Raw genomic sequence first — 23,916 nt, 5'->3', positions numbered from 1 at the left:
CTGTTCGCTGCCGGTCCGGTTTCGTAGAATCCCCAACCATATTGATGGCTGACAGGATGACGACATGGGCAGGGCCTTCCAGAACCGCAAGGAATCCATGGCCAAGACGGCCGATGCCAAGACCAAGGTGTACAGCAAGTACGGGCGCGAGATCTACGTTTGCGCCAAACAGGGCGGCACCGACCCCGCCGGCAACCTCTCGCTGCGTGGCCTCATCGATCGGGCCAAGAAGGATCAGGTGCCCAGCCACGTGATCGACAAGGCGCTGGACAAGGCCAGCGGCGTGGGCGGCGAGGATTTTTCCACGGCCCGCTATGAAGGCTTCGGCCCGGGCAATGCGATGGTCATCGTCGAATGCCTGACCGATAACCCCAACCGCACCTTCGGCGATGTACGCGGTTGCTTCACCAAGACCAAGAGCAAGCTTGGCACGCCCGGCAGCGTCAGCCACATGTTCGACCACTGCGCCATTCTCGCCTACGCCGGTGACGACGAGGAAGCCGCCCTGGAAGCGCTGATGGAGGCCGACGTCGACGTCACCGACATCGAGAACGAGGCCGGCCGCATCACCGTCTTTGCTCCCCACACCGAGTACGCCAAGGCCAAGCAGGCGCTGCTCGATGCCTTCGGTGAGCTCGATTTCGAGGTCGATGAAATTCAGTTTGTGCCGCAAACCACCACACCGGTCGAGGGCGAGGACGCAGTGATGTTCGACAAGCTGCTCGACACCCTCAACGACCTCGACGATGTCCAGAACGTCTACCACAACGCCGAAATCGCCGAGTATCCTGCTGGCGCGGCGCGCTTATGAAGCGGTAGACGCTATCCCAGCGATGAGTGACCGGCTTACGGCCGCTTCAGCTGCGCCTCCTCGTTCAGGAAGGCATCGATCCCCGCCGAGTAGTCTGGCTCGCTGTCGAGAAACCCCGTGTTGTGACCACCACGAGTCTCCAGCAGCCGCTTGGGCTCACTGGCCGCCGCGAACACCGCCTGGCCCTCGCCGAAGGGAATGATCTCGTCCTCGCGGCTATGGATCACCAGCAGCGGCGCCTCGATACGCTCGACGTAGGCTTCGTTGTCGTAGCCGAAGCGCACCAGCCAGCGTGCCGGCAGGAAGGGATAGAGACGCTGGGCGAGCTTGGGCACCGAGCGAAACGGCGATTCGAGGATCACCGCGGCCGGCGATGCCTCATCGGCCAGGGAGCTGGCCAGCTCCGCCGCCACCGCCGCCCCCAGTGAGCGGCCGAACAGCACGACTTCGCCGGGGGCGTGACCCGCCTCCATCAGCCAACGCCAGCCGGCGCGGGCATCCAGCGCCGTGCCTGCCTCTGAAGGACTCCCCTCGCTGCGTCCGTAGCCACGATAGTCGAGAATCAGCACAGAAAGTCCCAGCCGGTGGAACTGCCGGATCGACGCCAGCCGGTGGGAGATATTGCCGGCATTACCGTGGAAAAACAGCAGGTTGCCGCGGGACTCGCCCGCCGGTACCCACCAGGCGTCCAGGCTCAGGCCATCCTGGGTCGACAGTGTCACCGGCTCCCAGGCCAGCCCCAGGTCGGTCGGGGTGCCGACATGCTCGTGCCCCATGTGTGGCAGGTAGAGCAACCGGTTCTGGAAGCCCCAGGCCAGCGATACCACCACGACATAGACCAGCACCAGCCCGACAAGAAAACGCACCAGCATGGCGTCACCTCATAGGTTTGGCTGCCCGCTCATCGAGCAGTCCGCGACCACAACGCCGAGATCGCAATCTCGTCCTAACATACCCGACGGGCTGGCTCATGCCTTGTGGCCGAGCTTGCCGCCCAGCACCAGCATGCAGGGCGTCAGCAGCAGCGTCAGGCCCGTCGCAAACACCAGGCCGCCGGCGATAGCACTGGAGAGCTGCGTCCACCACTGAGTCGATGGCGCCCCGATGCCCAGGCTGGGCACGAGGAGATTGACGTTCACCCCCAGCACCATCGGCATCAGCCCCAGCACGGTGGTGATCGCGGTCAAGAGCACCGGGCGCAGGCGCAGGCCGCCCGCCTCCAACGCGGCCTCAAGCGGCGTGAGACCTTCGCCGCGCAACTGGTTATAGGCATCGATCAGCACAATGTTGTTGTTCACCACGATCCCCGCCAAGGCGATGATGCCCATGCCCACCATGACGATGCCGAATGGCTGGCCGTTGACCAGCAACCCCATGAGAACGCCTGCCGTCGAGAAGACGATGGCCGAGAGCACCAGCCCCGCCTGATAGAGGCTATTGAACTGGGTGACCAGTATCAGGCCCATCAGCGCGATGGCGATCAGGAATGCCGTGGAAAGAAAGCGCATGGTCTCCTGCTGGTCCTCCTGCTCGCCGGCTACTCCGACCAGTACGCCGTCGGAGGGTGCCTCCATGGCATCGAGCAGGGCGTTCAGACGCTCGTCTGGCTGGAAACCCTCGGCGATACCGGCCTCCAGGGTGATGGCCCGTCGGCCGTCGATGCGATGCAGCGTGCCCACCTTTGGCGCCGGCGCAAGTTCGGTGAAATGCGCGACTGGTACCTGGCCCCGCGAGGTATTGAGCGACAACCGCCCGAGCTGGCCCAGCGAGCGCCACTCTTCAGGGAGTCGCACGCGAATGTCCACTTCATCGCGGGCCCCGGCGGGACGATAGGTAGCGACCTGCAAGCCGGTGGTCACCAGCTGCACGGCGCTACCCACTGAGGTGACATCGGCGCCCATCCGCGCGGCCGCCTCACGGTCGACATTCAACCGCCACTCGATGCCAGGCAGGCTGCGGTTATCCTCGATATCCACGAACCCGCCCAGGCGTTGCATCTCGGCGCGAATGCGGTCCACCGTCGCCTCGATCTGGGCACCGGAGGCGGCACTGATCTCGAGCTGTATCGGCTTGCCGCCTCCCGGGCCCATGTCCTGCTCGCGGAATTCCAGCTGCACACCGGGCAGATCGCGGGTACGTTCGGCCATCTCGGCCATGATTTGGCTGGCCGGACGGCGCGCCTGCCAATCGATCAGCTGGAACTGCACGGTGCCGATCACATCGTTGCCGAGTTGCTCGTTGGCGACAGCGTAGGAACGCGCGTAAAGCGATTCTACCTCCCGCATGCCGGCCAGCCGCGCCTCCACGCGACGCACCACGGCATCCTTCTCCTCGGCCGAGAAATCGCCACGCGCCCGCACCATCACCTGGGCACTCTCGGGGTCGACCTCGGGGAAAAATTCCACGCCATGGTTGAAGCGCCCGTAGCCGGTAAAGATCAGCCCCATCACCAGGATGGCCATCAGCAGCGTCAGACCCGGCCGCGCCAGCAGGCGCGCCAGCAGCCGGCGGTAGGCCCGACCGCCGGGCGTGACCCAGTCGTCCCGGCCGCCACTCGCGGCCATGCGCCGGGTCACCAGCGCCCCCAGGGTCGGCAGGAAAATCAACGCCATGGCCAGCGACGCCAGCAGGCAAAGGATCACTGTGGCCGGCAGGTATTTCATGAACTCGCCCACCACGCCGGGCCAGAACAGCAGCGGCACGAAGACCGCCAGGGTGGTGGCAGTGGACGCAATCACCGGCCAGCTCATGCGATGGGCCGCATTGAGCCAGGCATCACGCGGCGTCTGCCCTTCGTGCAGGTTGCGGTCGGCCAGCTCGCTGACCACGATGGCCCCGTCGACCAGCATGCCGGCGACCAGGATCAATGCGAAAAGCACCACGATATTCAGCGTGTAACCGACCACCCAGATCAGCAGGATGCCGGTCAGGAAGGCGCCGGGGATGGTCAGCCCCACCATCAACGCGGCGCGCCCGCCCATCACTGCCAGGATCACCACCAGCACCAGCACTACCGCGGTGATCACGTTGTTGAGCAGCTCCGCGAGCATGTCCTCGACCATCTCGGACTGGTCCATGATAGTGGTCACGGAGAGCGTCTCAGGCAGACGCGAGGCGGCCTCCTCCAGCACACCGCGAACGCCCTGGACGGTGGCGATCAGGTTGGCCCCGGCGCGCTTGGAAATCTCCAGCACCAGCGCCGATTCGCCATCGATGCGCGCGAAGCCTTCCGGATCCTTGAAGGTCGGACGAATCCAGGCCACGTCACCGAAGGTCACGACACGATCGCCATCCACCTTGACCGGCATCTTGAGCACGTCATCCAGCGTCTCGATCACGCCGGGGACCTTGACGGCCGTTCGTCCGGCGCCGGTGTCCAGGCTGCCCGCCGCCACCAGGCGGTTGTTGCGGGTGACCAGATTGAACAGCGCATCGAAGTCCACGCCGTAGCTTTCCAGCACCAGCGGGTCGACCACCACTTCCAGCAGCGCCTCGCGCTCGCCGCCGATATCGACCTCGAGCACTTGAGGAATGCCCTCGATAGCCTCCTGAAGCCGGCGCGCCACGGCCAAACGTTCGGCCTCCTCGAGATTACCCGAGAGCCCAAGCGACAGTACCGGGAAGAGCCCCACATTGACCTCGATCACCCTGGGCTCCTCGGCCTCATCGGGCAGCGAGGCGTTGGCGATATCGACCCGCTCGCGCACGTCGGCCAGGGCGCGACGCGGATCGAAACCGGCATCGAACTCCAGCGTCACCGAGGCATGGCCCTCGCTGGACTGCGAGGTCATCTTGCGCACCCCTTCGATGGCCCGCAGTTCCTGCTCCATGGGCCGCACCAAAAGACGTTCACCGTCCTCGGGGCTCACCCCCTCAAGCGCCAGCGCCACGTAGATCATCGGGATGGCGATATCGGGGTTGGCTTCCTTGGGCACCGCCTGCCACGCTGCCAGACCGGCGATCAGCAAGGCCGCCAGCAACAGCAGGGTCGTCCGGGTGCGGTTCAGCGCCGCCTCGATCAGGGTGCGCATGCTCAGCGGGCCTCCGCCGGCTCATCACCGGTGTCGGCCTCCACCGCGGTGACCCGCTCGCCCGCCTCGACGAGCCCACCGCCCAGGGTGATCAGGCGCGCGCTATCGGGCAGCCCGGCCACGCGCGCCGCATCGGCATCGGCCTGGACCAGGTTGACCGGCGAGACCACCACCCGATCCTGTTCGTCGAGATGCTTCACGCTCAGTTGTACCTCGTCATCGAGCACCAGCAGCGCCGGCGACAACCGATGCACGGAGCGCTCGTCGAGAAGAATCGTCAGCGTGGCGCTGGCACCGGCCAACCGGCGGCGCTCAGGATTGTCGAGGGTGGCCTCGACGTAGAAGGTGCGGGTCGCGGGGTCGGCACGACGGGCAATGTGGGTGACTTCGCCCCTCAGCTGTGAGCCGTCGAGCAATTCCACCTCGACGGGCAGGCCGGGAGATAGCGCCGCGACTTCGCCCTGGGCAATCCAGGCGCTGGCGATCAAGCGGCGATCGTCCACCAGGCGGCCGAAGGTCTCACCGACCTGGACCACGTCGCCGATGTCAACGTCCCGCCGATCGAAGACCCCGTCGAAGGGTGCGACGGGCGTCAGCTCGTCCTGAGCGGTGCGCAGCTCGGCAACCGCGGCAGCGGCGGTGCTGACACTCGCCTGCCGGCGCAGGTACTCGGGACGCGACATCAGCTGGCGCTGGCGCAACGATTCAGCGCCATCCAGTTCGGCACGCGCCAGGGTCAGGTCGGCCTCGGCACGGGCCAGCTGCGCCTGAAGGTCATCCGCCGCGAGCCGCACCAGTACCTCGCCTTCTTCAACGGTGGCGCCAAGCGCCACCGGTAGCTCGGCCACTCGGCCCGCTCGGCGGCTACGCAACTCGAGCTCCCGGTCGGCCTCGAGTTGGCCCTGGGTCACCAGTCGGGGCTGGAAGGTGGCTGCCTCGCTATGACGTACCTCGACGCGGGTGGGTCCCTCTTCGCGCGATTCTGCCGCTGGCGGTGCGGTGGTCTGGAACTGCTGCACGTCACCGAGGGCGAGCCACAGCAACAGCGCCAGCATGAGGCCAGCTGCAAACAGGTACGACAAGGGGGGACGACGGGGCATGGAGCCTTCCTGGGAGTGGCATTTCAGGCGATGGCACAACGAACAGCGAGCAGGCGCCTCAGCCTGCGCCACGTGGCGGTCGAAATCTTCGGTCCGGACGTCACAAAAAGCAACCTCAGCGGTTTATGCTAGCAAATCCAGTAAATTGCCCCGACATCCCTTTTGGCAGGAAGACGATTGCATGGAAGCCCTCGCGTTTCTCGGCCCCGCCGCGCTTTATATGATCTCGATGACCATCACGCCGGGACCCAACAACGTAATGCTCACCGCCTCGGGGGCCAACTACGGCTTTCGCCGCACCCTGCCGCACATCTTCGGCATCCTGGGGGGCTGTTTCGTACTGTTTGCGGGTATCGCGCTGGGGCTGGGGCTTCTGTTCGAGCGCTACCCGCTGGTTCAGACGATGCTGCGCATAGTGGGCAGCCTCTACCTGCTGTACCTGGCCTGGCGGATCGCCACCGCCCCACCGCCGGATCTGACCCAGCGCGGTGAGGGACACCCGCTGGCCTTCTGGCAGGCCGCCGCCTTCCAGTTCGCCAACCCCAAGGCCTGGGTGATGGGGCTGGCGCTGATGGCGGGCTTCTTGCCGGAAGGTGGTAACACTCTGGCCAACGCCCTGCTGCTCGCCGGTTTCGCCGAACTGATCGCACTACCCTGCATCGCCTTGTGGGCGGGTTTCGGTATCGCCATCGGTCGCTGGCTCGACACCCCACGCGCCTGGCGCATCTTCAATGCGCTGATGGGCGCGCTCACCGCCGCCTGTGTGATCTTCATTCTCGGCTAGCCCCTCGGGGCTTACCTCTGACTATCGCGGCTCAGGCCTGACCAACGAAGGCGCGATAGGCCTCCCAGGCGTCTTCTACACCCGCTTCCAGAAACCGTGCGCCGTGTTCTTGACGCGACAGCGAGGGGTTCGACCCCATACGACCATCGGGAAAACGCTGTCGAAACACCTCAGCGGTGCACTCGGCACTGCCATAGGGCGCTACCTCGGGGGACATGGCCACTTGTTTCATGGTATCGGCGGCATGCCAGGCCAAGGACACCTCGGAGGCGGTGGCGTGATTACCCTCGGCGTCACCATAGAGCTCGCTGGCAAGCTCACGCCCGCGCCGGCCCGCGAACCAGTTGAACAGGGTGAGGGCCATCTCGCTTTGCGTCGGGTCTTGACCCTCGTTCTGACGGGACAAGCTGCGCTCGCTGTAGACCTCGGCGATAGCCGCCTTGATGGTGGCGATATTGCCGCCGTGGCCGTTGAGAAAGAACACCTGCGTGAACCCGTGGCGGGCCAGCGATTCGATAGTGTCGCGCAGCACCGCGATCAGCGTGCTGGGGCGCAGGCTTATGGTGCCGGGAAAGGCCAGGTGATGCTGGGCCATGCCCAGGTTCTGGGTCGGCCCTACCAGCACGCCGTGACGTTCACCCAGCGCCCAGGCGATCGCCTCCGGACATAGAGCGTCGGTGCCGACCAGACCGTTGGGGCCGTGCTGCTCGGTGGAGCCAATGGGCAGTATGATGCCCCGCGAGTGCTGGAGATAGGTCTCGACCTCTGGCCAGGTGGCATGTTGCAGTCGCATGGGCGTCTCCTTGCTATTGGGTCGAATGATCCACAACGTCCCTCAGGACGATGCGGAGGCCTGGCCATCGAACAGCTCACGGATCGCCCGGGCTTCGAGAGTTTCTTGCTTCTCGAGGGCCGCAGCCAGGGCATCCAGATCGGCACGGTGCGTCTCGAGCAGCTCGCGGCCGTGTGCTTCCAGTTCGGTCAGCAGCCGGTGGATTTCCTCGTCGACCAGGCCCGCCATGGCCTCACTGTGTTCGCGGGCCTGGGCCATTTCCTTGCCCAGAAAGACGTGTTCCTGACTCTGGGCGAACATCACTGGCCCGATGCGCTCGCTCATGCCCCAGCGCGCCACCATCCGACGCGCCAGCTTGGTGGCCTGCTCCAGATCATTCTCCGCCCCGCTCGATACTTCGCCAAAAACGATGGACTCCGCCAGGCGACCACCGAACATCACGGTGATGCGGTCGCGCAGGTAGGACTCACTCTGGTTATAGCGCTCCTCGTCGGGCACCTGGGCGGTCACGCCCAGGGCGCGACCGCGGGGCAGCACCGTTACCTTCTCCAAGGGGTCGGCGTTGGGCAGCAGGTAGGCGAGCAGCGCATGCCCTGACTCGTGATAGGCCACAATATGACGCTCGCGCTCGGAGAGGCCCACATCCTTCGCCTCACCCAGCAAGATTCGGTCACGCGCCGCCGAGAAGCAGGCCCAGTCGACCGTCTCCTGCTCATTGCGACCGGCCTGCAGAGCGGCTTCATTGGCCAGGTTGGCCAGGTCTGCCCCTGAAAAGCCGATGGTGATCTCGGCCAGGCGCTCCAGGTCGGCGTCATCGGCCAGCGGCATCTCGCGGGTGTGCACGCGCAGAATATCGCGGCGCGCCTCACGGTGGGGGTTCTCCAGGGTGACCTTGCGATCAAAGCGGCCGGGACGCAGCAGCGCCGAGTCGAGCACGTCCGGGCGGTTGGTCGCGGCCAGCACGACCACAGACTCTTCCGCCTCGAAGCCATCCATCTCGGCCAGTATCTGGTTCAGTGTCTGCTCACGCTCGTCGTGGCCGCCGCCCATGCCGGCACCGCGCGTCCGGCCGATGGAGTCCAGTTCGTCGATGAAGATCACCGCCGGGGCCTGTTCCTTGGCCTGCTTGAAGAGGTCGCGTACCCGCGACGCCCCCACGCCGACGAACATCTCGATAAACTCCGAGCCGCTAATACTGAAAAAGGGCACCTCAGCCTCGCCGGCCACCGCCTTGGCCATCAGTGTCTTGCCGGTACCGGGCGGCCCCATCATCAGTATGCCACGGGGAATCTTGGCACCCAGCGACTGGAAACGTGCCGGGTCCTTGAGACACTCGACCACCTCGAGAATTTCCTGCTTGGCATTCTCCGAGCCGGCCACGTCGGCAAGGCGTACATGGCTCTGTTCACTGGTGATCTGTCGCGCCTGAGACTTGCCCATGCTGAAGGGCCCACCCTGCGACATCATGCGCTGCTGCATGCGGTTCCAGAACCAGAACAGCAGGCCGAGGATCAGGATCCAGGGTAGCGCGCCGAGCAGTACGCGTTGCCACCAGGGCGGGTCCACCGGCTCGGCGGCCATGCGCACACCATTAGCCTCAAGGCGCTCGAGCAGGCGCTCGCCCTCGACATCCGGTCGGGTTGTCTCGAAGGTTTCGACCTCATCCCCATCCCGGGCGTCGCGGCCGGCGTCGCTGAAGGCCCCTTCCACCGATTGCCCGCGCAGCGTCACCGATTCAACATGTCCCTCGTCCACGGCCTCGAGAAACTCGGAATAGCTGAGCTCGACCTGTACCTGCCGATCGGCTGCATCGAGGTAGTGAAAGAGCAGTACGATCGCCAGCGCGATCCACACGAACTGCAGCCACTGTCGATGCGAAGGCTCGGTGTCTTCGGGATACCACAGGGGGGAGCGCCGGGGCTTCTGCTGAGTCTTGCGCGATGAGGGATCTCGATCGGATCGGCTCATGGTGGCCTCGACGATGAAGGGTATTCCCGAAACATGCCGATACCCACCGTGGATTACAAGCTCGTCCACGCCCTCGGGCGCGATCATGGCGTTGGTGCGAGGTCCGGTCGCTCAAGACAGAACGCACCAGCTACACTGTTCCCTGCGAGCTCAGGAGATACCGATGCCCCGACACCTCCACGCCTTGTCCCGCCGCCGGCTGCTGAAAGGCCTGCTGGGAACGGCCGCCGCCGCCGCCCTGCCACCACTCGATACCCTCGCCGAGACACCGCGCACACTGACGCGAGAGGTGCCCGGTAATGACGAGTCGCTGCCGCTGGTCGGCCTGGGCAGCTGGATTACCTTCAATGTCGGCGACGACCCGGCACTGCTCGAGTCGTGCACCGGCGTGATGGCGGCCTTCTTCGCCGCAGGGGGTCGCCTGATCGACTCCTCGCCGATGTACGGCTCGTCCCAGGCGACGATCGGCCACGGTCTGAGTCAGCTCGGTGCCGTCGACCGCGTCTATGCCGCCGACAAGATCTGGACCTCGAGTCCCGACGATGGCCCGGCGCAGGTCGAGGCCTCTCGCTCTCACTGGGGCGTGCCGCGCTTCGACCTGCTGCAGGTTCACAATCTGGTCGCCTGGGAAGCGAACCTCGACACTCTGCTGGCCATGAAGGAAGCCGGCGAAGTGCGCCGGGTCGGCATCACCACCTCCCATGGCCGCCGCCACGAGAATGTCGAGCGCATCATGCGCGAGGCGCCGCTGGACTTCGTGCAACTCACCTACAATATTGTTGACCGCGAGGCAGAGCAGCGCTTGCTGCCCCTGGCCCGGGAAAAAGGCCTCGGGGTGATCGCCAACCGGCCCTTTCAGCAGAAACGTCTGATCCGACGCCTAGAGGACAAGCCGCTGCCCGAGTGGGCGGGCAAGATCGACGCCGGGACCTGGGCACAGTTCATCCTCAAGTTCATCATTTCTCACCCCGACGTGACCTGCGCCATTCCCGCCACCACCCAGGTCGAGCACGTGCGCGAGAACCTGGCGGCGGCCCGCGAACCGCTGCCCGACGCCGACCTGCGCCGGCACATGGCCGACTACGTGCAGTCGCTCTAGGAGAGCCGCGGATGAGCGAATGGTGGACCTATCGCCTGGGCGATTTCCTGATGTTCTCGCCCCGGGTCTACGAGCGCCTCTTCGTGCTGTACAACCAGGCGCTTTGGCCCGCCCAGCTTCTCGCTCTGGCACTGGGCGGCGCCATTCTTTTCCTGCTGCTGCGCCCCGGTAATACCGGCATGCGCCTGGTCATGGTACTGCTGGGCCTGGCCTGGGTTTTCGTCGCCTGGACCTTCCTCTGGCAGCGCTATGCCCCCGTTAACCTGATGATCCCTTACGTTGCCCCGCTGTTCGTCCTGCAGACCCTGCTGCTGCTCGGCCTGGGCACGCTCAAGAGCAAGCTGAATCTGCCGGCGCACTGGAGTGTGCCAAGGAGCCTAGGTAGCACCCTGTTCGTCTACGCCCTGGCCGTCCACCCCTGGGTCACGGCCTTTCCTACGAGCCGTGGACTGTGGGGCGCCGAAGTCATCGGACTCACGCCCGATCCCCTCGCCATCGCCACCCTGGGGATCGCCGCCATGGCAAACCCGGCATCGAAGGCTTGGCTGCTGATGGTCGTGCCCGCCTTGTGGTGCCTGATCAGCGGGCTCACGCTATTGGCCCTGCAGGCCCCCCTGGCCTGGCTACCTCCGCTGGCCGTGGGCATGGCGCTAGTGGCGCGGTTATGGCCGCGGCGCTAGCGCCATGCCCGCTTGATCGAGCACTCGGTATTGCGCGAATCGAGACGACACTGGCAAGAACTGCGATCGCGGCGGCTACCGGTCGTCCAGGTCTTCCCACGCCGGGGCCTGACGTTGGGCTTCCTCCTCGCGAACGTCGTCGATCACAGTCATCAGCTCGTCGACGTCGGCCGGGGTGTTGTCATGCTCGAAACAGCCGGTCAGCTGGGTGTCCGGGTAGAGCTCGCCGCCTTCATAAAGCGACCAGATCTCCTTGCCGTAGTCGGTATTCAAGAGCTCCGGGGCGAAACGGCCGAAATAGCGGCGCATGTTGTCGACATCGCGCTCGAACATCATCTCGGCGCTATTGTTGCCGGCGGCGTCCACCGCCTGGGGCAGGTCGATGATCACCGGACCTTCCTCGGCAAGCAGCACGTTGAACTCGGAGAGGTCGCCGTGGATCAGGCCGGCACACAGCATGCGCACCACATCGCCGATCACCTTGTCGTAATAGGTCCGGGCCTGCTCGGCTGTCAGGGTCACGTCATCCAGCCGCGGGGCGGTTAAGCCCTCGGCGTCCATGATGATCTCCATCAGCAACACGCCATCGACGAAGCCGTAGGGCTTGGGCACGCGCACATCCGCCGCGGCCAGCCGATACAGCGCATCGACCTCGGAATTCAGCCAGGCCTGCTCCTGCTCCTTCTGGCCGTAGCGGGTCTTCTTGGCCATGGCCCGCGAGCGGCGGCTATTGCGCTCCTTGCGGCCTTCCTGGTACTGGACCGCCTGCTTGAAGCTGCGCTGCTTGGCCTCCTTGAAGACCTTGGCACAGCGTCTCTCACCACCCGAGCGCACCACGTAGACCTGCGCTTCCTTGCCGCTCATCAGTTGGCTCTCGACTTCATCGATCAGGCCGTCATCGACCAGGGGTTGTAATCTCTTGGGTATCTTCATATCACCACGTTGGCATAAAACCGCCCGGCTCGGTATCCCGCGGGCGTCTCACATGTCCGATATCAGCGACTGATTCGCCTGACGCGAAACGAGCGCCCTTTCAACTTGCCCGCACTCAGCCGTTCCAGCGCGACACCTGCCACCTCGCGCTGCACGGCCACGTAGGCGCTGCTGGCGAGCACCTTGATCTTGCCTACCTGGTCGCCACGCAGCCCAGCATCGCCGGTCAAGGCGCCGAGGATATCACCGGGGCGCAACTTCTGCTGCTTGCCGCCGCCCAGCTGCAGCGTCGCCATGGCCGGGGCCGCCGGCTCGCGCTGCAGAACGTCACGCGGCGGCAGCGGCTCGGGCGCCAGCGGCTCGCCGAGCAGGTCGGCAAGCCGTGCCAGGCGGTAGTCGTCCTGCTCGCTGACCAGGGTGGCGGCCACACCGTAGCCGCCGGCCCGGCCGGTGCGCCCGATACGGTGCACGTGAACCTCGATCTCGCGCGCGAGGCGATAATTGAAGACCGCATCCAGGGCGTCGATATCCAACCCACGCGAGGCCACGTCGGTCGCCACCAGGATCGAGGCGCTGCCATTGGCAAAGAGGATCAAAAGACGATCGCGGTCGCGCTGTTCCATATCGCCATGCAGCGCCAGGGCGCTGAAACCGGCGGCTTTCAAGGCTTCTGCGACTTCATCGGTCTCGCGCTTGGTATTGCAGAACACCACACTCGAGGCCGGCTGGAAGTGCAGCAACAGACGCTGCAGAGCGGCGAAACGACCCGCATCGTCCGCCACGCGGTAGAAGTGCTGACGAATGCTGCTCGCATCGGGAGTCTCTTCGACCGTGACCGTTGCGGGGTCGCGCATCACGCCCTCGGCGATCGGGCGGATGCCCTCGGTATAGGTCGCGCTGAACAGCAAGGTTTGTCGACTCGATGGCGTCTCGGCGATGATCGCCTCCATCGTCGCCTGGAAGCCCATGTCGAGCATACGATCGGCTTCGTCCAGCACCAGAACCGTGAGCGCGTCCAGCGTCAGCGAGCCCTTGCGCAGATGCTCCTCGACCCGCCCGGGCGTACCGACAACGATATGCGCGCCATGCTCCAACGACCCTCGTTGCGGGCCCAGCGGGGCGCCACCGCACAGCGTCAGCACCTTGACGTTGGGCAGGGCGCGCGCCAGGCGACGGATCTCGCCGGCCACCTGATCGGCCAGTTCGCGCGTTGGGCAGAGCACCAGCGCCTGCACACGGGGGCTAGCCAGGGTGAGTCGCGACAACAGTCCCAGGCCGAAGGCCGCGGTCTTGCCCGAACCGGTCTTCGCCTGGGCGATCACGTCGCGCCCCGCCAGCAGCAAAGGCAGGCTCTCGGCCTGGATCGGCGTCATGACGCGGTAGCCGAGCGAGTCGAGGTTGGCCAGCAGTTCCGGCGCCAGCGGCAGCGTGGTGAAGGTACCGGCGTCGGAAGCATCGGTTCCGGATGAAGCATCGGGCACGGGGATGGACCTTGAAGGAATAGAAAACGTAACGTGCGATAAGCAGTGGGTGTCGGGAACGAAAATGCGACGAGCGAGCGTCGTCAGATCAAGTGAAAGCCGACTAGCATAGCAGAAACGCTTGACGCGTGCCTTATCAGCGGCGCTGACGAACACGAACCGGCGCTAGACGTCCCTCACGCTTACCGAAACCAGTCACCGGCATGCTACCGCTTTCACGCTTAGCCAACCGGAGACCTTGTTAGGGTGATCTCATCGTCTTCGGGGAGTCGCCGTCGTGAAATCCATGCCGCCGTTTTCATCCCACACCATGACGGGCCACCGCCTCGCTATGTCCCGATTCGCGTCGTTGCCCGCCATGATGCTACTGATCGTATCGATGCTGGTCGCCGGCTGCGATACATCCGAAGAGGCGGCCGTGGTGCCGCTCGACCCGCCAGCAGAGGGCGACTCTCTCAAAGTGGCCACTCGCAACGGCCCAACGACTTATTATCTCGACCGTGATGAGCTGCCGGCGGGGCCGGAACATGATTTGATCAACCGTTTCGCCGCCGCTCACGGTTGGGATGTCGAATGGCGGCTTCACGAGTCCACCGCCGAGGTGCTGGCATCGCTTGAGAGTGGCGAGGTGCAGCTGGCTGCCGCCGGTCTGACGCACCTGCCATCACGCGATGAACGCTTTCAGCGAGGACCAGCCCATACCGATATCATCGAGCAGGTGGTCTGCCATCGCGAGATGCGTCCCCTGCCGCGCCAGTTAGAAGACATGAAGGGTGTCGAGATTGTCGTCACGGCCGATTCCAGCTACGCCGAGAAACTCGCTACCCTGGCCAACGACCACACCGGCATCGACTTTCGAGAGGACCCGCGCGCCACCGAGATCCTGCTCACCGCAGTGGCCGATCAAGAGCTCGAATGCACCATCGCCGACTCCACGATCGTGCAGGTGGTGCGTCGGCATTTTCCGCATCTGGAGATCGCCATGAACCTGGCCAGTGGCGACCAGCTCGGCTGGTACCTGCCACGCGGCCACGGGGCGCTTGCCGAGATGAGCCGCCAATGGATGCAAAGCCCCGAGGGTCAGGATGCCATCGAGACCGTGGAGGCCCGCTACTACGCCTATATCGGTGAGTTCGACTTTGTCGACCTACGAGCCCTCAATCGGCGCATCGATGACCGCCTGCCCCGGTTTCTTGAGCTCTTCCATCAGGCCGAGCAGGCGACCGGCCTGCCGGCCGACCTGCTGGCGTCGCAGGCCTACCAGGAATCGCACTGGGACCCTGAGGCCGTCTCACCGACCGGCGTTCGCGGCATCATGATGCTGACCCAGAACACCGCCGAGTCGCTCGGCGTAACCAACCGCCTGGACCCCGCCGCCTCCATCGACGGCGGCGCGCGTTATCTCGCCGACCGCCACCAACGCCTACCCGACGACATCCCCGAGCCGGACCGTACCTACCTGGCGCTGGCAAGCTACAACATCGGTCGTGGTCACGTGCTCGACGCCCGCGAACTGGCGCGTGAGCTCGGCAAGAACCCCGATGCATGGGAAGACATGAAAGAAGTGCTCCCGCTGAAGGCCGACGAGCGCTATTACCCGCAGACGCGCTACGGCTATGCCCGTGGCTTCGAACCGGTGCACTACGTACAACGCATTCGCAACTACCTCGACGTCATCAGCGCCTCGATCGACTGACGGTATCCTTGCTTCAACCTGGCGGATTGAGTGCCATACTGGCCCTACGGGAAGGGAACGTGCCCATCGTGTCGCGCCATCGACCTACCGGGTGCCGAAGCAGGTGCGGGTCAGTGATCATCCTGAGGTGGGCGCGGCGCCAGACCCTGGACATCTTCGCGCAGCGCGCTCAGCTCGCGGCGAAGAGCGGCCAGCTCCCGGGCGCCCGCTACCTCGGCCTCTTCGCTCTCGGCGTCACGGCCGACGAAGAAAGTCGCGAGTGTCGCCGTCACGTAGCCGAAGACGCCGAAGGCATACAACGAGAGAAAGACACAAAGCACGCGTCCCTCGAAGGTCACCGGCCAGTACTGCGACCCCATGGTGGTCATGATCATGCCGGTCCACCACAGCGCCTCGCCGTAAGTATCCAGCCCGTCGGGCACGTCATTCTCGAAGGCAAACATCCCGGCCGCACCGGCGAACGCGACCAGCACCGTGAGGGCCAGCACATAGCCAAAGCCGCGGCGATGCAGGCTCGCGCCCAGGGCACGCATGCCGCGGTTAAGCGAACTGACGACGCGAAACAGGCGCAACCCACGCCCCACGCGCGCCACACGCAGCAGCCGGACCACGCGAAAGACCCGGAATATACGCAGCGCCGGCACCAGCAGCGAGATGACGGTGAGCCAGTTGCGCTTGAGGTAGGCCCGCTTACGCGGGGCAAGCAGAAGCTCCACACCGAAGTTGAAGATGAACACGATCCATATGAGCGTTCCGATGACCTCGAACGACAGATTCTCGCCCCACACCAGCTCACCGACCAGCAACGCCAGCCACACGAAGGCGAGGATCAGCATCGGCACTTCGAGCCAGTTTTCCAGACGTTGCAGAAGCTCATCGCGCTCTTGTTCCAGCGCCTCCGCGGCGGGAGCCTGAGAGTCGTTCAGGGCTTGTGGGTACTGGCGGTCGTCGCTGTCATCGGTACTCATCGCGCTCCTCGCTGGTCATCCCGCGTTGCGACACATACTGCGCCAGACATTGTGCAAGACGCTGTGCCAGACGTTATGAAAAAAGGGCACAGCGCGGCACAGCCAGTATGACAGAGGAACCAGCGGGTCCCCATCCACGGGGCACCTCATCCGCGACAGAACGGCCAGACCTCATAAAAGCGCCGGCAGCGGAACTCGGCCTCGCAAGACGCCAGCTGCGCTTGATAACGGCTGGCCCGGGAACGCACCTGGCGGGCGGTACGCATCACCTGAGGCTTGCTTCTGAAAGTACCACGCCGATAGCCGCCGGCGCCCTCGTGATACGCCAGGTAGAGATGCTCGGGGTTATGCAGGGAAATCCCCAGCTGCTGCTGGGTACGCGCGTTGTACCAACCGATAAAATCGGTGGCATGTTTCATGTGGGTGCGCCTGGCGAAGAAGCCACCGGCATCGTCCTCGTACTCTCCCCACACCGGGTCCTGGGCCTGAGCGTAGCCGTGCGCCGAGGAAGGCCGAGGGCCAGGGAGAATCCACAGAATACGCGTTCTGGAAGGGCGAACATGGCTGCGAAACGCCGATTCCTGCTGAATGAAGGCCATCTGCGTGGCGATGGGCGTGCCCCATGCCTCCTGGGAATCGCGCGCGTAGTCATACCAGGCCGGCTGTTCGCGAAAGATCTCGCAGACGTTACTCTGGTCCTGGGGCGGCGACGGCGCCAGAATGGCACAGCCGGTGCTCACCAGGCCGAGCACGCCGATCAGCGCCCACTGCCCTGCCCGGCGCAACCGTGTGGTCTTCCTTCGCGGAACGTTTTCGTGATTGATGACTAGCCGCATCTTGTCCTCCCATCAGAGTGTCGTTGACCCACTGTGCCTCCGTGATTCGCTTGCTTACGTTACCGCCGCGACACATTGATGCAATGTCGTCTACTCAGGCATGACGACAGTGCGCAAACGCCAGTCCAGGACGAGAAGGGAAAAGAGAGTGGAAAAACGCACAGACAGGGTGTGAATATGACGTAAAATGGTGAGACTCATCACGATTCATTGAAAGGAGCCGACATGGCATTTACCGCAACAGACCCCATCAAGATGATTTTTGCCGTGCTGCTACCGCCCGTCGGCGTGTTTCTGGAAGTCGGCCTCAAGGGGCACTTCTGGTTGAACATACTGCTGACCCTCTTTGGCTTCATCCCGGGTATCATTCACGCCTTATATGTAATCCTTAAGCACTAGCACGAAGATTAGCGCGCCTGCAGCGGATAGCGTTACCGGTCATGGGGAGTTATCCGTCTGCCCCGTCAGGTGGAGTGTCTCGATGCTCGATCTCCCCGAGCGCTCTCCGCTGAGCGGCAGCACGCTGAACGAACCATCCGTTTCCAGCACGACTGCCTCCACTTCGCCCAGCCCTCGCACACCCGCACTGCGCACCGCTGCAAAGACGTCATCCTCATTGACGCGCTCCTTGAGCAGTGCGGCATGCAGGAACTCGCCGCGATACACCAGCAGCACGGGCTCCCCCGAGACCACGCTGCGAACCCAGTCGACACGCACGCCTGTCCAGGTGACCGCGAACTGCATGCCGATGAGCAGCGCCAGCGCCAGCGCTCCCTGCGTGAGGGTCACGTCCTTGCTCAGCAGGATCGTCGCAAGGGTCGAGCCGAGCGCCACGGTGACCACCCAGTCGAAGGCATTCATCTTCGCCAGCGTTCGCTTGCCCGAGACCCGCAAGGAGAGCACCAGAAAACAGTAGGCCATCACGCCGACGATGCACGTCCGGACGAGACTGGCCCAGCCATCGAAGAACATCGGTTCCATGCCTACCTCGTGTTATCGGAGACCATGACCATGTTCGGTCGTCGCCTGGCCTAGAACAGGCTCATCCGCTTCATGACGCCGTCATGCTTGTAGAGCCAGTGAAACAGTGCACCGGCGATATGCAGCGTCACCAGGCCGAGGATCGTCCAGCCCAGCCAGCCGTGCCACATGAACAATTGCTCGGAGAGCTCGGTGTTCTCGCCGATGAGCCCGGGAAGATGCCAATGGAAGAACTCCACGGGGAAGTCGCCACTTGCGGTAGCCAGCCAACCGAGGATCGGCTGGATCAGCAGCGCCAGATACAGCAAGTGGTGGACGCTGGTGCTCACCACACGCTGAAAGGGCGAGAGTGGTGGCTCATGAAGGGGCACCACGTACATCATGCGCGTCACCACGCGCGCGATCATCAGACCCAACATCATCACCCCGAGGGTCTTGTGCGAGGTGTAGAGAAAATTGGTCAGGGCGTTCCCGAAGCGCTCGACAGCATCCTCGAAACCCAGAAACCCCAGCGTGAGTCCCGTAGGCAAGGAGAACAGCAGCACGACGGCCACCAGCCAGTGGAGCACACGATGAGGATAGGCATAGCGATCCGAATCATTCATATTCTTCTCCCTTGAGGGGCCAAACCAGCCTGTCGCTTTTCATCCTAGTTGATGAAGCCGTTGACATCGCCTTTCGAGGCCAGGGGGCAGCAGCGCCGCGCTATGCCGGTGAGGGAAAGACTGTATGATAGCTTGGCAATATCGACAAATACGGAGCAGACAACACGATCGAACATTCCTAGCCAGCACCGGAGGTTCTCATGAAGGTCTATAAACCTGAGTGGCACTGCACGTTTAGCGTAAACGAAGGGGTGAAGGAATCAGCCAGCTGGAAAGCGCGTATCGCCTGGCGCATGCGGGAAATTGCCGACAAGCTGGAAGGTGGTGGAAGAACGCTCAAGATCGATTGCGACGTCACTCCCGGAGTGAGCCGTCAGGATATCGATACCTGCCTAGGGAAAGGCTTCGAAGTGACCCAGAACCTGCTGACCCAACTCGCCCATCAAGCCGCCTGTGAAGACGTCATGCGTAACGCCAAGGCAGAACTGTTCGAGTAAGCGAGGCAGCCCTGAGAGGGTGAGGTCCCTGCGTCGGAATTGCCGCACTCCATTCCGTTAATCGGGATGGGGTGTTTTCGGTTCTAACGCGGCTGTCTTGACTGAAGCGGCTTCGCTACTGCTCGTGATGGCCGACTAGGTCTTCTTGCGGCTTATCTAAAACGTCATGTTTAGGCCGTCATGGTGCAATAGCCTCATGATGGCAACAGGGAGAGAACAGAGAAAACAGTGAAAGCTGAGAAGACATCTGGCATCACGCTCGAAGCCTCATCTATTATCCTGAAATGACTCTCAAGCGGTCTTGAAACATTCCTGAAACACCCCACTAAAAAACAGGCGGTTTTCCCCACCAGGCTTCTTTGCGATCAAGGAGTCCGTGTCATGGAAGTGTCGGAAGTGTCTTGCGAACTGCGAACAGAATTCATGGAGCAGTTGCTCGAGGCGTCGGGTTCGCCGCCTGTTTTTCTCGAAATCGATGTCTTACTGGGTCAACGGCTGGCAAGGGCCAAGGCGCGACTCGATCGACTGGAACGTGACCTCGTGACGCGTGATTACAGCGCGCTTGCGACCGCGCGCGTGGAGTTCGCGCTGGCCTCTCGGGCGATGGCAGACCATCTGATAGCTTGCGGCCTGACCGAAGATGACAATGACTGACCTAACATAACTAATCTATCGAGGTTGAATCTCCCCCACCATTCCCGCTCATGTCGTCATCGCCGATATGTACATGCCATTTAACTAAGTTGCCGCACGGGGCATGACCGACTATTATTCAACGCAAGAAGATACTTGTTACAGGCAGTGACGACGTCATGATTTGTGGCTCGGGTTCAGCACGTGATGAACCGAGCGCGAACGGGGCCTACCGTCTGCCATGACCTGGCGCCTCATCGATGAACGCGAGGGTCGCGAAATACGATAACCTGAGGTGAGTAATGGTGATACAAGCTCGACGACTCATGATCTGCTGGCTGGCAGGTCTGCTGGTGGCAGGCATGGCCAGCAGCGTCCAGGCTCACGAAAAATCCGTCAAGACCCAAGAAGGGATAGCGTCTTACTACAGCGACCGCTTTCAAGGCAAGACAACCGCTAGCGGCGAACCCTTCGACCAGCAGGAGCTGACTGCCGCACACCCCACGCTGCCGTTCGGCACCAAGGTACTGGTGGTGCGCGAGGATACCGGCAGCAAGGTCGAGGTCGTCATCAATGACCGTGGCCCTTACGCCAAGGGGCGCATCATCGACCTCTCCAAGCGTGCCGCAAAGAAGCTGAAGATGCTCGAGCGCGGCACCGCGCCGGTGATGGTCACCTCCGTACAGTAACCCCTTCACGGTCGTGTGCTCGGTCCCCCTTTTTCCCTGCCGCAGCAGCCATCCTTCATGCCATTCTTCATCCCGCACCGATCGGCACCGTCCCTCGCGGCGCAGCTGTCATCTGCCTTTGGTGGCTATCATTCGCCCTTGTGGGTCAGGCTCATCAGGTAGATCGCTGCTGCCAGCGCCAGCACCGATAGCGCCAGGTAGATCACATCCAAGGGTGTCTGGAATCGAATATCGACCACGGCACGGAAGAACTCGATGATGACCGCCAGGATCACGACCCGAGCAATCTTGTCCTTGAGCTGATCAAACGACTCGACATTGAAGGGATGCCTGGGGGAGTGGTCCTCCGTCTGTTCGATGGGTGATACGAAGAGTCGGTAAACGCCCAGCCCGAACACCAGAAGCACGATGGCGATAAGGTAGATATCCACCGCCATCACGATGTTGGGCACCACCGTTTCGTGGATATTTTCCCCGCTACCCAGGAGATAGTACGCGGCGGCATCGATAAGGATCGCGACAATGTCGAACGTTCCGATGATGAACAGCACCAAGGCCCCCAGCAGGCTAGGAATGACTGCCGCCATAACGAGGAAACGCGAATTCCACAGGAAGCGCTCGAAGCGCTGTTCCAGTTTGCCCTGGGGGCGCGCAGGAGGCGTTGTCTTGTCCTGTTCTGACATTTTCTCTCCCCTTAGTCCGGCAACGTGAGCATCCCCGACATGTTCCCGGAGCGCTCCTATACTTCAGCATGCTTTTTTTCAATCTTGTTCTGCAGCTTACATGCTCTGCAACGTACGTGTTATTCAACTTGCTGGCGAGGCCGTCATGGTCGGCCCCTCCTTGCCGATAGGATGGTAGGGTGAACATAATAAGCAATGGCGCAAGGAGGTTTCGCATGGACAGCATCACCCGGCCACTCGCTGGCGCCCGCTGGATAGCCCCGGATCCGGTGAAACCGTGAACCGGCCTTCCCCAACCGCCCGCTCACTCAGCCCGACTCGGGAACGCCTGCATATCGCCTGGGATCTGCTGATTGTCGCCCTAGTCGTAGCCAATCTCGCGCTGTTGCTGTTCGACAGCCTCTTCCTGCTGCCACCGCTGAACAGCGCCTTCGCGTCGGTGGCACCGGGGCTGCACGACGCCTACGACCAGCATATCCATGCGAACTTCCTCGCCATCGATCTCGCCTTCGTCAGTGTCTTCCTGCTCGACGTGCTGCTCGGTTGGGCCATAGCCATCGCCGAGCGCCGCTATCATCGCTGGTTCTTCTATCCCTTCGTACACTGGTACGACGTGCTGGGATGCATTCCGTTGGGCGGTTTCCGGCTGTTGCGCATCCTGCGTGTCATCTCGCTGCTGCATCGCCTGCAGCGCATGCACTTAATCGACATCCGCCGCTGGCAGCTATATGCCATTTATGCCAAGTACTACGACATCTTGCTGGAAGAGCTCTCCGACCGTATCGCTATCCGCCTACTCGACAGTGTGCAGGATCAGGTGCGCTCCAGCGACTCGCTGTCCAGACAGCTCGTCGGCGACGTGATAATGCCGCGCAAACAGCAGCTGATCGCCGAGGTCTCAGGTCGCCTGGAGGCCATGGCAAGCAACGCCTATGCCACCAACCGTGACGATCTGATGCGCTATGTCAGCGCGCTGGTCGGCCGCACGCTGGCCGACAGCCGCGAGATAAGCCGCCTGAAGCGGCTGCCCCTGGGCAATCAGGTCGCCAAGGGCCTGGATGAAGCGCTCAGCGACCTCGCCTGTCGGCTGGTCCACGAGGCCGTGGAAGGGTTGCGCTCCCCGGAGTTCAATACCCTGGTGGAGCGTCTCACCGAGAGCGGGTTCGATGCCGGGATCAAAGTCGACAAGCACACCGACCGGGTGACCGAGCAGGTGCTGATCGACATGGTCGAGATGCTCAAAGAACAGATTGCCGTCAAGCAGTGGCGCGACAAGTATGACTAGCGTCTCGCCCCCAACCACAGGCACCCCTATGGACCTCAAGAGCGGCTACCCCTTCTGGGCCGTGAAGAATGGGCTGATGCAGGCCTTTCCCCAACTCTGCGAGAACGCCACCTGCGATGTCGCCGTGATCGGCGGTGGCATCACCGGCGCCTTGATCGCCAATGAGCTCGCTCAGCATGGCCATGATGTGGCGGTGATCGAACGGCGGGACATCGGCTGGGGAAGCTCGTCGGCAAGCACCGCCTTGCTGCAATACGAGATCGACGTCCACCTGACCGACCTTGCTGACATCGTGGGCTTGGCCGGCGCCGTCCGAGCCTACCGGGCCTGCGCACAGGCCATCCGAGATATCGAGACACTGGCGAACGAGGTCGGTGATGTGGACTTCGGCAGGCAGCAGAGCCTGTACTACGCCAGCGAAGAAGCTGATGTCGCCAAGCTGCGCAAGGAGTTCGATTTGCGCCGCCACCACGGCTTCGTGGCCGACTGGCTGACACGCGATGACATCAAGGCACGCTTTGGCTTCGACGCCCCCGGTGCAATCCTGACTCACCTGGCGGCGCGCATCGATCCCTACCGGATGACTTACAAACTCTTCGACCGGCTGGTGGCAAGCCGCAGCGCGGTCTACGACCGCACGACGATTGCCGACATCCAGCCCCAAGCGGAGGGCGTGACCCTGACCACCGCCGACGGGGTAACGCTCAAGTGCCGCCATCTGGTCATGGCAGCGGGCTATGAATCCCAGACCTGGCTGACGCAGAAGGTCGCCAAAAACCGGAGCAGCTACGCCTTCATCACCGACCCCATCCATCAAGACGACCTGGGAGCGTTGGCCTCGACCATGATATGGGAGTCGGCGCGCCCTTACCTGTACATGCGCACGACAGGAGACGGCCGACTGATGGTAGGAGGTGAGGACGACGATGTCGATATTCCCGACCATCGCGACCAGCGTGTGGGCAAGAAAGCCCACATCTTGGTGAAACAGGTGGAGACACTCTTCCCCGAGTTATCACTCAACCCCACCTTCTCCTGGGGTGGCACCTTTGCCGAGACCGAGGACGGCCTGCCCTTCTTCGGCCCTCATGCGCAATACGGCCCCCGTGTTCACTTCGCCATGGCTTACGGTGGAAACGGCGTCAGCTACAGCATGGTAGGTGCCGGCCTGCTGCGCGCCCTCATAGAAGGTCGGGAGCACCCACTGGCAGAACTCTTCTCCTTCAATCGCACCGCATGATAGCCCCAGCGACCTCTCGACCCTGTTTCGCAAGATGCTCGGCCAACCACCATCTCAATGCGCTGGGGTTGCATTGCCGGTCTCAGACAGGTCTGGCCCAGCGTCGTTGACGCCAGAGGCGTC

Annotated in this window: 23 protein-coding genes; 11 read left to right on the top strand and 12 right to left on the bottom strand. The window is 63.3% G+C overall.

The window, feature by feature from the left end; genetic code table 11:
• The first annotated feature begins 64 nt into the window (after window positions 1-64).
• A complete protein-coding gene (locus tag KG088_RS06455; protein WP_213824683.1) occupies window positions 65-811 on the top strand; it encodes a YebC/PmpR family DNA-binding transcriptional regulator in 747 nt (248 codons plus the stop codon).
• 35 nt (window positions 812-846) lie between these two features.
• Here KG088_RS06455 and KG088_RS06450 read toward each other — a convergent pair whose 3' ends face one another.
• The 3 genes from KG088_RS06450 to KG088_RS06440 all read right to left on the bottom strand — a co-directional run bounded on the left by KG088_RS06450 (window position 847) and on the right by KG088_RS06440 (window position 5,942).
• The gene (locus tag KG088_RS06450) at window positions 847-1,683 is read right to left on the bottom strand and encodes an alpha/beta hydrolase (RefSeq protein ID WP_213824682.1); all 837 of its coding nucleotides are present in this window, start codon (window positions 1,681-1,683) and stop codon (window positions 847-849) included.
• A gap of 96 nt (window positions 1,684-1,779) precedes the next feature.
• Complete coding sequence (locus KG088_RS06445; protein WP_213824681.1) at window positions 1,780-4,842, bottom strand: efflux RND transporter permease subunit; 3,063 nt, start codon at window positions 4,840-4,842, stop codon at window positions 1,780-1,782.
• Between the two features lie 2 nt (window positions 4,843-4,844).
• A complete protein-coding gene (locus tag KG088_RS06440; RefSeq protein WP_213824680.1) occupies window positions 4,845-5,942 on the bottom strand; it encodes an efflux RND transporter periplasmic adaptor subunit in 1,098 nt (365 codons plus the stop codon).
• A 181-nt stretch (window positions 5,943-6,123) separates the two neighbouring features.
• Between KG088_RS06440 and KG088_RS06435 the strand changes: the two genes are divergently transcribed.
• Window positions 6,124-6,726, top strand: a complete 603-nt coding sequence (locus tag KG088_RS06435; RefSeq protein WP_213824679.1) for a LysE family translocator — start codon at window positions 6,124-6,126, stop codon at window positions 6,724-6,726.
• 31 nt (window positions 6,727-6,757) lie between these two features.
• Here KG088_RS06435 and KG088_RS06430 read toward each other — a convergent pair whose 3' ends face one another.
• Window positions 6,758-7,519, bottom strand: a complete 762-nt coding sequence (locus tag KG088_RS06430; protein ID WP_213824678.1) for a creatininase family protein — start codon at window positions 7,517-7,519, stop codon at window positions 6,758-6,760.
• 42 nt (window positions 7,520-7,561) lie between these two features.
• Window positions 7,562-9,487: an ATP-dependent zinc metalloprotease FtsH gene (ftsH, locus tag KG088_RS06425; protein WP_213824677.1), complete on the bottom strand. Its 1,926-nt coding sequence runs from the start codon at window positions 9,485-9,487 to the stop codon at window positions 7,562-7,564.
• A 163-nt stretch (window positions 9,488-9,650) separates the two neighbouring features.
• Between ftsH and KG088_RS06420 the strand changes: the two genes are divergently transcribed.
• Together KG088_RS06420 and KG088_RS06415 are read left to right on the top strand one after the other, a co-directional pair.
• On the top strand, window positions 9,651-10,586 hold the full coding sequence (locus KG088_RS06420; protein ID WP_213824676.1) for an aldo/keto reductase: 936 nt from the start codon (window positions 9,651-9,653) through the stop codon (window positions 10,584-10,586).
• A gap of 11 nt (window positions 10,587-10,597) precedes the next feature.
• Window positions 10,598-11,266, top strand: a complete 669-nt coding sequence (locus tag KG088_RS06415) for a DUF6064 family protein (protein ID WP_213824675.1) — start codon at window positions 10,598-10,600, stop codon at window positions 11,264-11,266.
• A gap of 75 nt (window positions 11,267-11,341) precedes the next feature.
• On the opposite strand, the gene KG088_RS06410 is transcribed toward KG088_RS06415, so the two are convergent.
• Together KG088_RS06410 and dbpA are read right to left on the bottom strand one after the other, a co-directional pair.
• Window positions 11,342-12,199, bottom strand: coding sequence for a PA4780 family RIO1-like protein kinase (locus tag KG088_RS06410; RefSeq protein WP_213824674.1), 858 nt, complete (start codon window positions 12,197-12,199; stop codon window positions 11,342-11,344).
• Window positions 12,200-12,261: 62 nt separating this feature from the next.
• Complete coding sequence (gene dbpA, locus KG088_RS06405; protein WP_213824673.1) at window positions 12,262-13,680, bottom strand: ATP-dependent RNA helicase DbpA; 1,419 nt, start codon at window positions 13,678-13,680, stop codon at window positions 12,262-12,264.
• Window positions 13,681-14,038: 358 nt separating this feature from the next.
• On the opposite strand from dbpA, the gene mltF reads away from it, so the two are divergent.
• Complete coding sequence (mltF, locus tag KG088_RS06400; protein WP_213824672.1) at window positions 14,039-15,376, top strand: membrane-bound lytic murein transglycosylase MltF; 1,338 nt, start codon at window positions 14,039-14,041, stop codon at window positions 15,374-15,376.
• Between the two features lie 110 nt (window positions 15,377-15,486).
• Here mltF and KG088_RS06395 read toward each other — a convergent pair whose 3' ends face one another.
• Both KG088_RS06395 and KG088_RS06390 read right to left on the bottom strand, forming a co-directional pair.
• Window positions 15,487-16,344 (bottom strand): ion transporter, encoded by an 858-nt coding sequence (locus KG088_RS06395; protein ID WP_213824671.1) that lies wholly within the window; start codon window positions 16,342-16,344, stop codon window positions 15,487-15,489.
• A 146-nt stretch (window positions 16,345-16,490) separates the two neighbouring features.
• On the bottom strand, window positions 16,491-17,180 hold the full coding sequence (locus KG088_RS06390) for a transglycosylase SLT domain-containing protein (RefSeq protein WP_213824670.1): 690 nt from the start codon (window positions 17,178-17,180) through the stop codon (window positions 16,491-16,493).
• A 225-nt stretch (window positions 17,181-17,405) separates the two neighbouring features.
• Between KG088_RS06390 and KG088_RS06385 the strand changes: the two genes are divergently transcribed.
• Window positions 17,406-17,579: a YqaE/Pmp3 family membrane protein gene (locus tag KG088_RS06385; protein WP_213824669.1), complete on the top strand. Its 174-nt coding sequence runs from the start codon at window positions 17,406-17,408 to the stop codon at window positions 17,577-17,579.
• 39 nt (window positions 17,580-17,618) lie between these two features.
• Here the strand turns inward: KG088_RS06385 and KG088_RS06380 are convergent, their stop codons facing one another.
• Together KG088_RS06380 and KG088_RS06375 are read right to left on the bottom strand one after the other, a co-directional pair.
• Window positions 17,619-18,161 carry a DUF421 domain-containing protein gene (locus tag KG088_RS06380; protein ID WP_213824668.1) on the bottom strand — a complete coding sequence of 181 codons (543 nt, stop codon included), beginning with the start codon at window positions 18,159-18,161 and terminating at the stop codon, window positions 17,619-17,621.
• Between the two features lie 50 nt (window positions 18,162-18,211).
• Entirely contained in the window at window positions 18,212-18,766 is a 555-nt protein-coding gene (locus KG088_RS06375) for a cytochrome b (protein ID WP_213824667.1), read from the bottom strand.
• A 200-nt stretch (window positions 18,767-18,966) separates the two neighbouring features.
• Between KG088_RS06375 and KG088_RS06370 the strand changes: the two genes are divergently transcribed.
• The 3 genes from KG088_RS06370 to KG088_RS06360 all read left to right on the top strand — a co-directional run bounded on the left by KG088_RS06370 (window position 18,967) and on the right by KG088_RS06360 (window position 20,585).
• Entirely contained in the window at window positions 18,967-19,263 is a 297-nt protein-coding gene (locus tag KG088_RS06370) for a hypothetical protein (RefSeq protein WP_213824666.1), read from the top strand.
• A 381-nt stretch (window positions 19,264-19,644) separates the two neighbouring features.
• Window positions 19,645-19,917, top strand: coding sequence for a hypothetical protein (locus KG088_RS06365; RefSeq protein WP_213824665.1), 273 nt, complete (start codon window positions 19,645-19,647; stop codon window positions 19,915-19,917).
• A 305-nt stretch (window positions 19,918-20,222) separates the two neighbouring features.
• Window positions 20,223-20,585, top strand: coding sequence for a septal ring lytic transglycosylase RlpA family protein (locus KG088_RS06360; protein ID WP_406565594.1), 363 nt, complete (start codon window positions 20,223-20,225; stop codon window positions 20,583-20,585).
• Window positions 20,586-20,713: 128 nt separating this feature from the next.
• Here KG088_RS06360 and KG088_RS06355 read toward each other — a convergent pair whose 3' ends face one another.
• Window positions 20,714-21,268, bottom strand: coding sequence for a YqhA family protein (locus KG088_RS06355; RefSeq protein WP_213824663.1), 555 nt, complete (start codon window positions 21,266-21,268; stop codon window positions 20,714-20,716).
• A 277-nt stretch (window positions 21,269-21,545) separates the two neighbouring features.
• Between KG088_RS06355 and KG088_RS06350 the strand changes: the two genes are divergently transcribed.
• Together KG088_RS06350 and KG088_RS06345 are read left to right on the top strand one after the other, a co-directional pair.
• Window positions 21,546-22,553 carry an ion transporter gene (locus KG088_RS06350; RefSeq protein WP_213824662.1) on the top strand — a complete coding sequence of 336 codons (1,008 nt, stop codon included), beginning with the start codon at window positions 21,546-21,548 and terminating at the stop codon, window positions 22,551-22,553.
• Between the two features lie 28 nt (window positions 22,554-22,581).
• Window positions 22,582-23,793 carry an NAD(P)/FAD-dependent oxidoreductase gene (locus KG088_RS06345; protein WP_213824661.1) on the top strand — a complete coding sequence of 404 codons (1,212 nt, stop codon included), beginning with the start codon at window positions 22,582-22,584 and terminating at the stop codon, window positions 23,791-23,793.
• Window positions 23,794-23,916 lie beyond the last annotated feature (123 nt).

It is taken from the genome of Halomonas jincaotanensis (assembly GCF_018448785.1).
Classification (GTDB): Bacteria; Pseudomonadota; Gammaproteobacteria; order Pseudomonadales; family Halomonadaceae; genus Halomonas; species Halomonas jincaotanensis.
Note: the sequence above shows the minus strand (reverse complement) of the source record. Positions and strands in the feature narration are given on the sequence as shown.

Coding starts and splice junctions, on each gene's coding strand:
- KG088_RS06455 (WP_213824683.1), top strand. CDS start 65: ATGGGCAGGGCCTTCCAGAACCGCAAGGAATCCATGGCCAAGACGGCC.
- KG088_RS06450 (WP_213824682.1), bottom strand. CDS start 1,683: ATGCTGGTGCGTTTTCTTGTCGGGCTGGTGCTGGTCTATGTCGTGGTG.
- KG088_RS06445 (WP_213824681.1), bottom strand. CDS start 4,842: ATGCGCACCCTGATCGAGGCGGCGCTGAACCGCACCCGGACGACCCTG.
- KG088_RS06440 (WP_213824680.1), bottom strand. CDS start 5,942: ATGCCCCGTCGTCCCCCCTTGTCGTACCTGTTTGCAGCTGGCCTCATG.
- KG088_RS06435 (WP_213824679.1), top strand. CDS start 6,124: ATGGAAGCCCTCGCGTTTCTCGGCCCCGCCGCGCTTTATATGATCTCG.
- KG088_RS06430 (WP_213824678.1), bottom strand. CDS start 7,519: ATGCGACTGCAACATGCCACCTGGCCAGAGGTCGAGACCTATCTCCAG.
- ftsH (WP_213824677.1), bottom strand. CDS start 9,487: ATGAGCCGATCCGATCGAGATCCCTCATCGCGCAAGACTCAGCAGAAG.
- KG088_RS06420 (WP_213824676.1), top strand. CDS start 9,651: ATGCCCCGACACCTCCACGCCTTGTCCCGCCGCCGGCTGCTGAAAGGC.
- KG088_RS06415 (WP_213824675.1), top strand. CDS start 10,598: ATGAGCGAATGGTGGACCTATCGCCTGGGCGATTTCCTGATGTTCTCG.
- KG088_RS06410 (WP_213824674.1), bottom strand. CDS start 12,199: ATGAAGATACCCAAGAGATTACAACCCCTGGTCGATGACGGCCTGATC.
- mltF (WP_213824672.1), top strand. CDS start 14,039: ATGATGCTACTGATCGTATCGATGCTGGTCGCCGGCTGCGATACATCC.
- KG088_RS06395 (WP_213824671.1), bottom strand. CDS start 16,344: ATGAGTACCGATGACAGCGACGACCGCCAGTACCCACAAGCCCTGAAC.
- KG088_RS06390 (WP_213824670.1), bottom strand. CDS start 17,180: ATGCGGCTAGTCATCAATCACGAAAACGTTCCGCGAAGGAAGACCACA.
- KG088_RS06385 (WP_213824669.1), top strand. CDS start 17,406: ATGGCATTTACCGCAACAGACCCCATCAAGATGATTTTTGCCGTGCTG.
- KG088_RS06380 (WP_213824668.1), bottom strand. CDS start 18,161: ATGGAACCGATGTTCTTCGATGGCTGGGCCAGTCTCGTCCGGACGTGC.
- KG088_RS06375 (WP_213824667.1), bottom strand. CDS start 18,766: ATGAATGATTCGGATCGCTATGCCTATCCTCATCGTGTGCTCCACTGG.
- KG088_RS06370 (WP_213824666.1), top strand. CDS start 18,967: ATGAAGGTCTATAAACCTGAGTGGCACTGCACGTTTAGCGTAAACGAA.
- KG088_RS06365 (WP_213824665.1), top strand. CDS start 19,645: ATGGAAGTGTCGGAAGTGTCTTGCGAACTGCGAACAGAATTCATGGAG.
- KG088_RS06360 (WP_406565594.1), top strand. CDS start 20,223: ATGATCTGCTGGCTGGCAGGTCTGCTGGTGGCAGGCATGGCCAGCAGC.
- KG088_RS06355 (WP_213824663.1), bottom strand. CDS start 21,268: ATGTCAGAACAGGACAAGACAACGCCTCCTGCGCGCCCCCAGGGCAAA.
- KG088_RS06345 (WP_213824661.1), top strand. CDS start 22,582: ATGGACCTCAAGAGCGGCTACCCCTTCTGGGCCGTGAAGAATGGGCTG.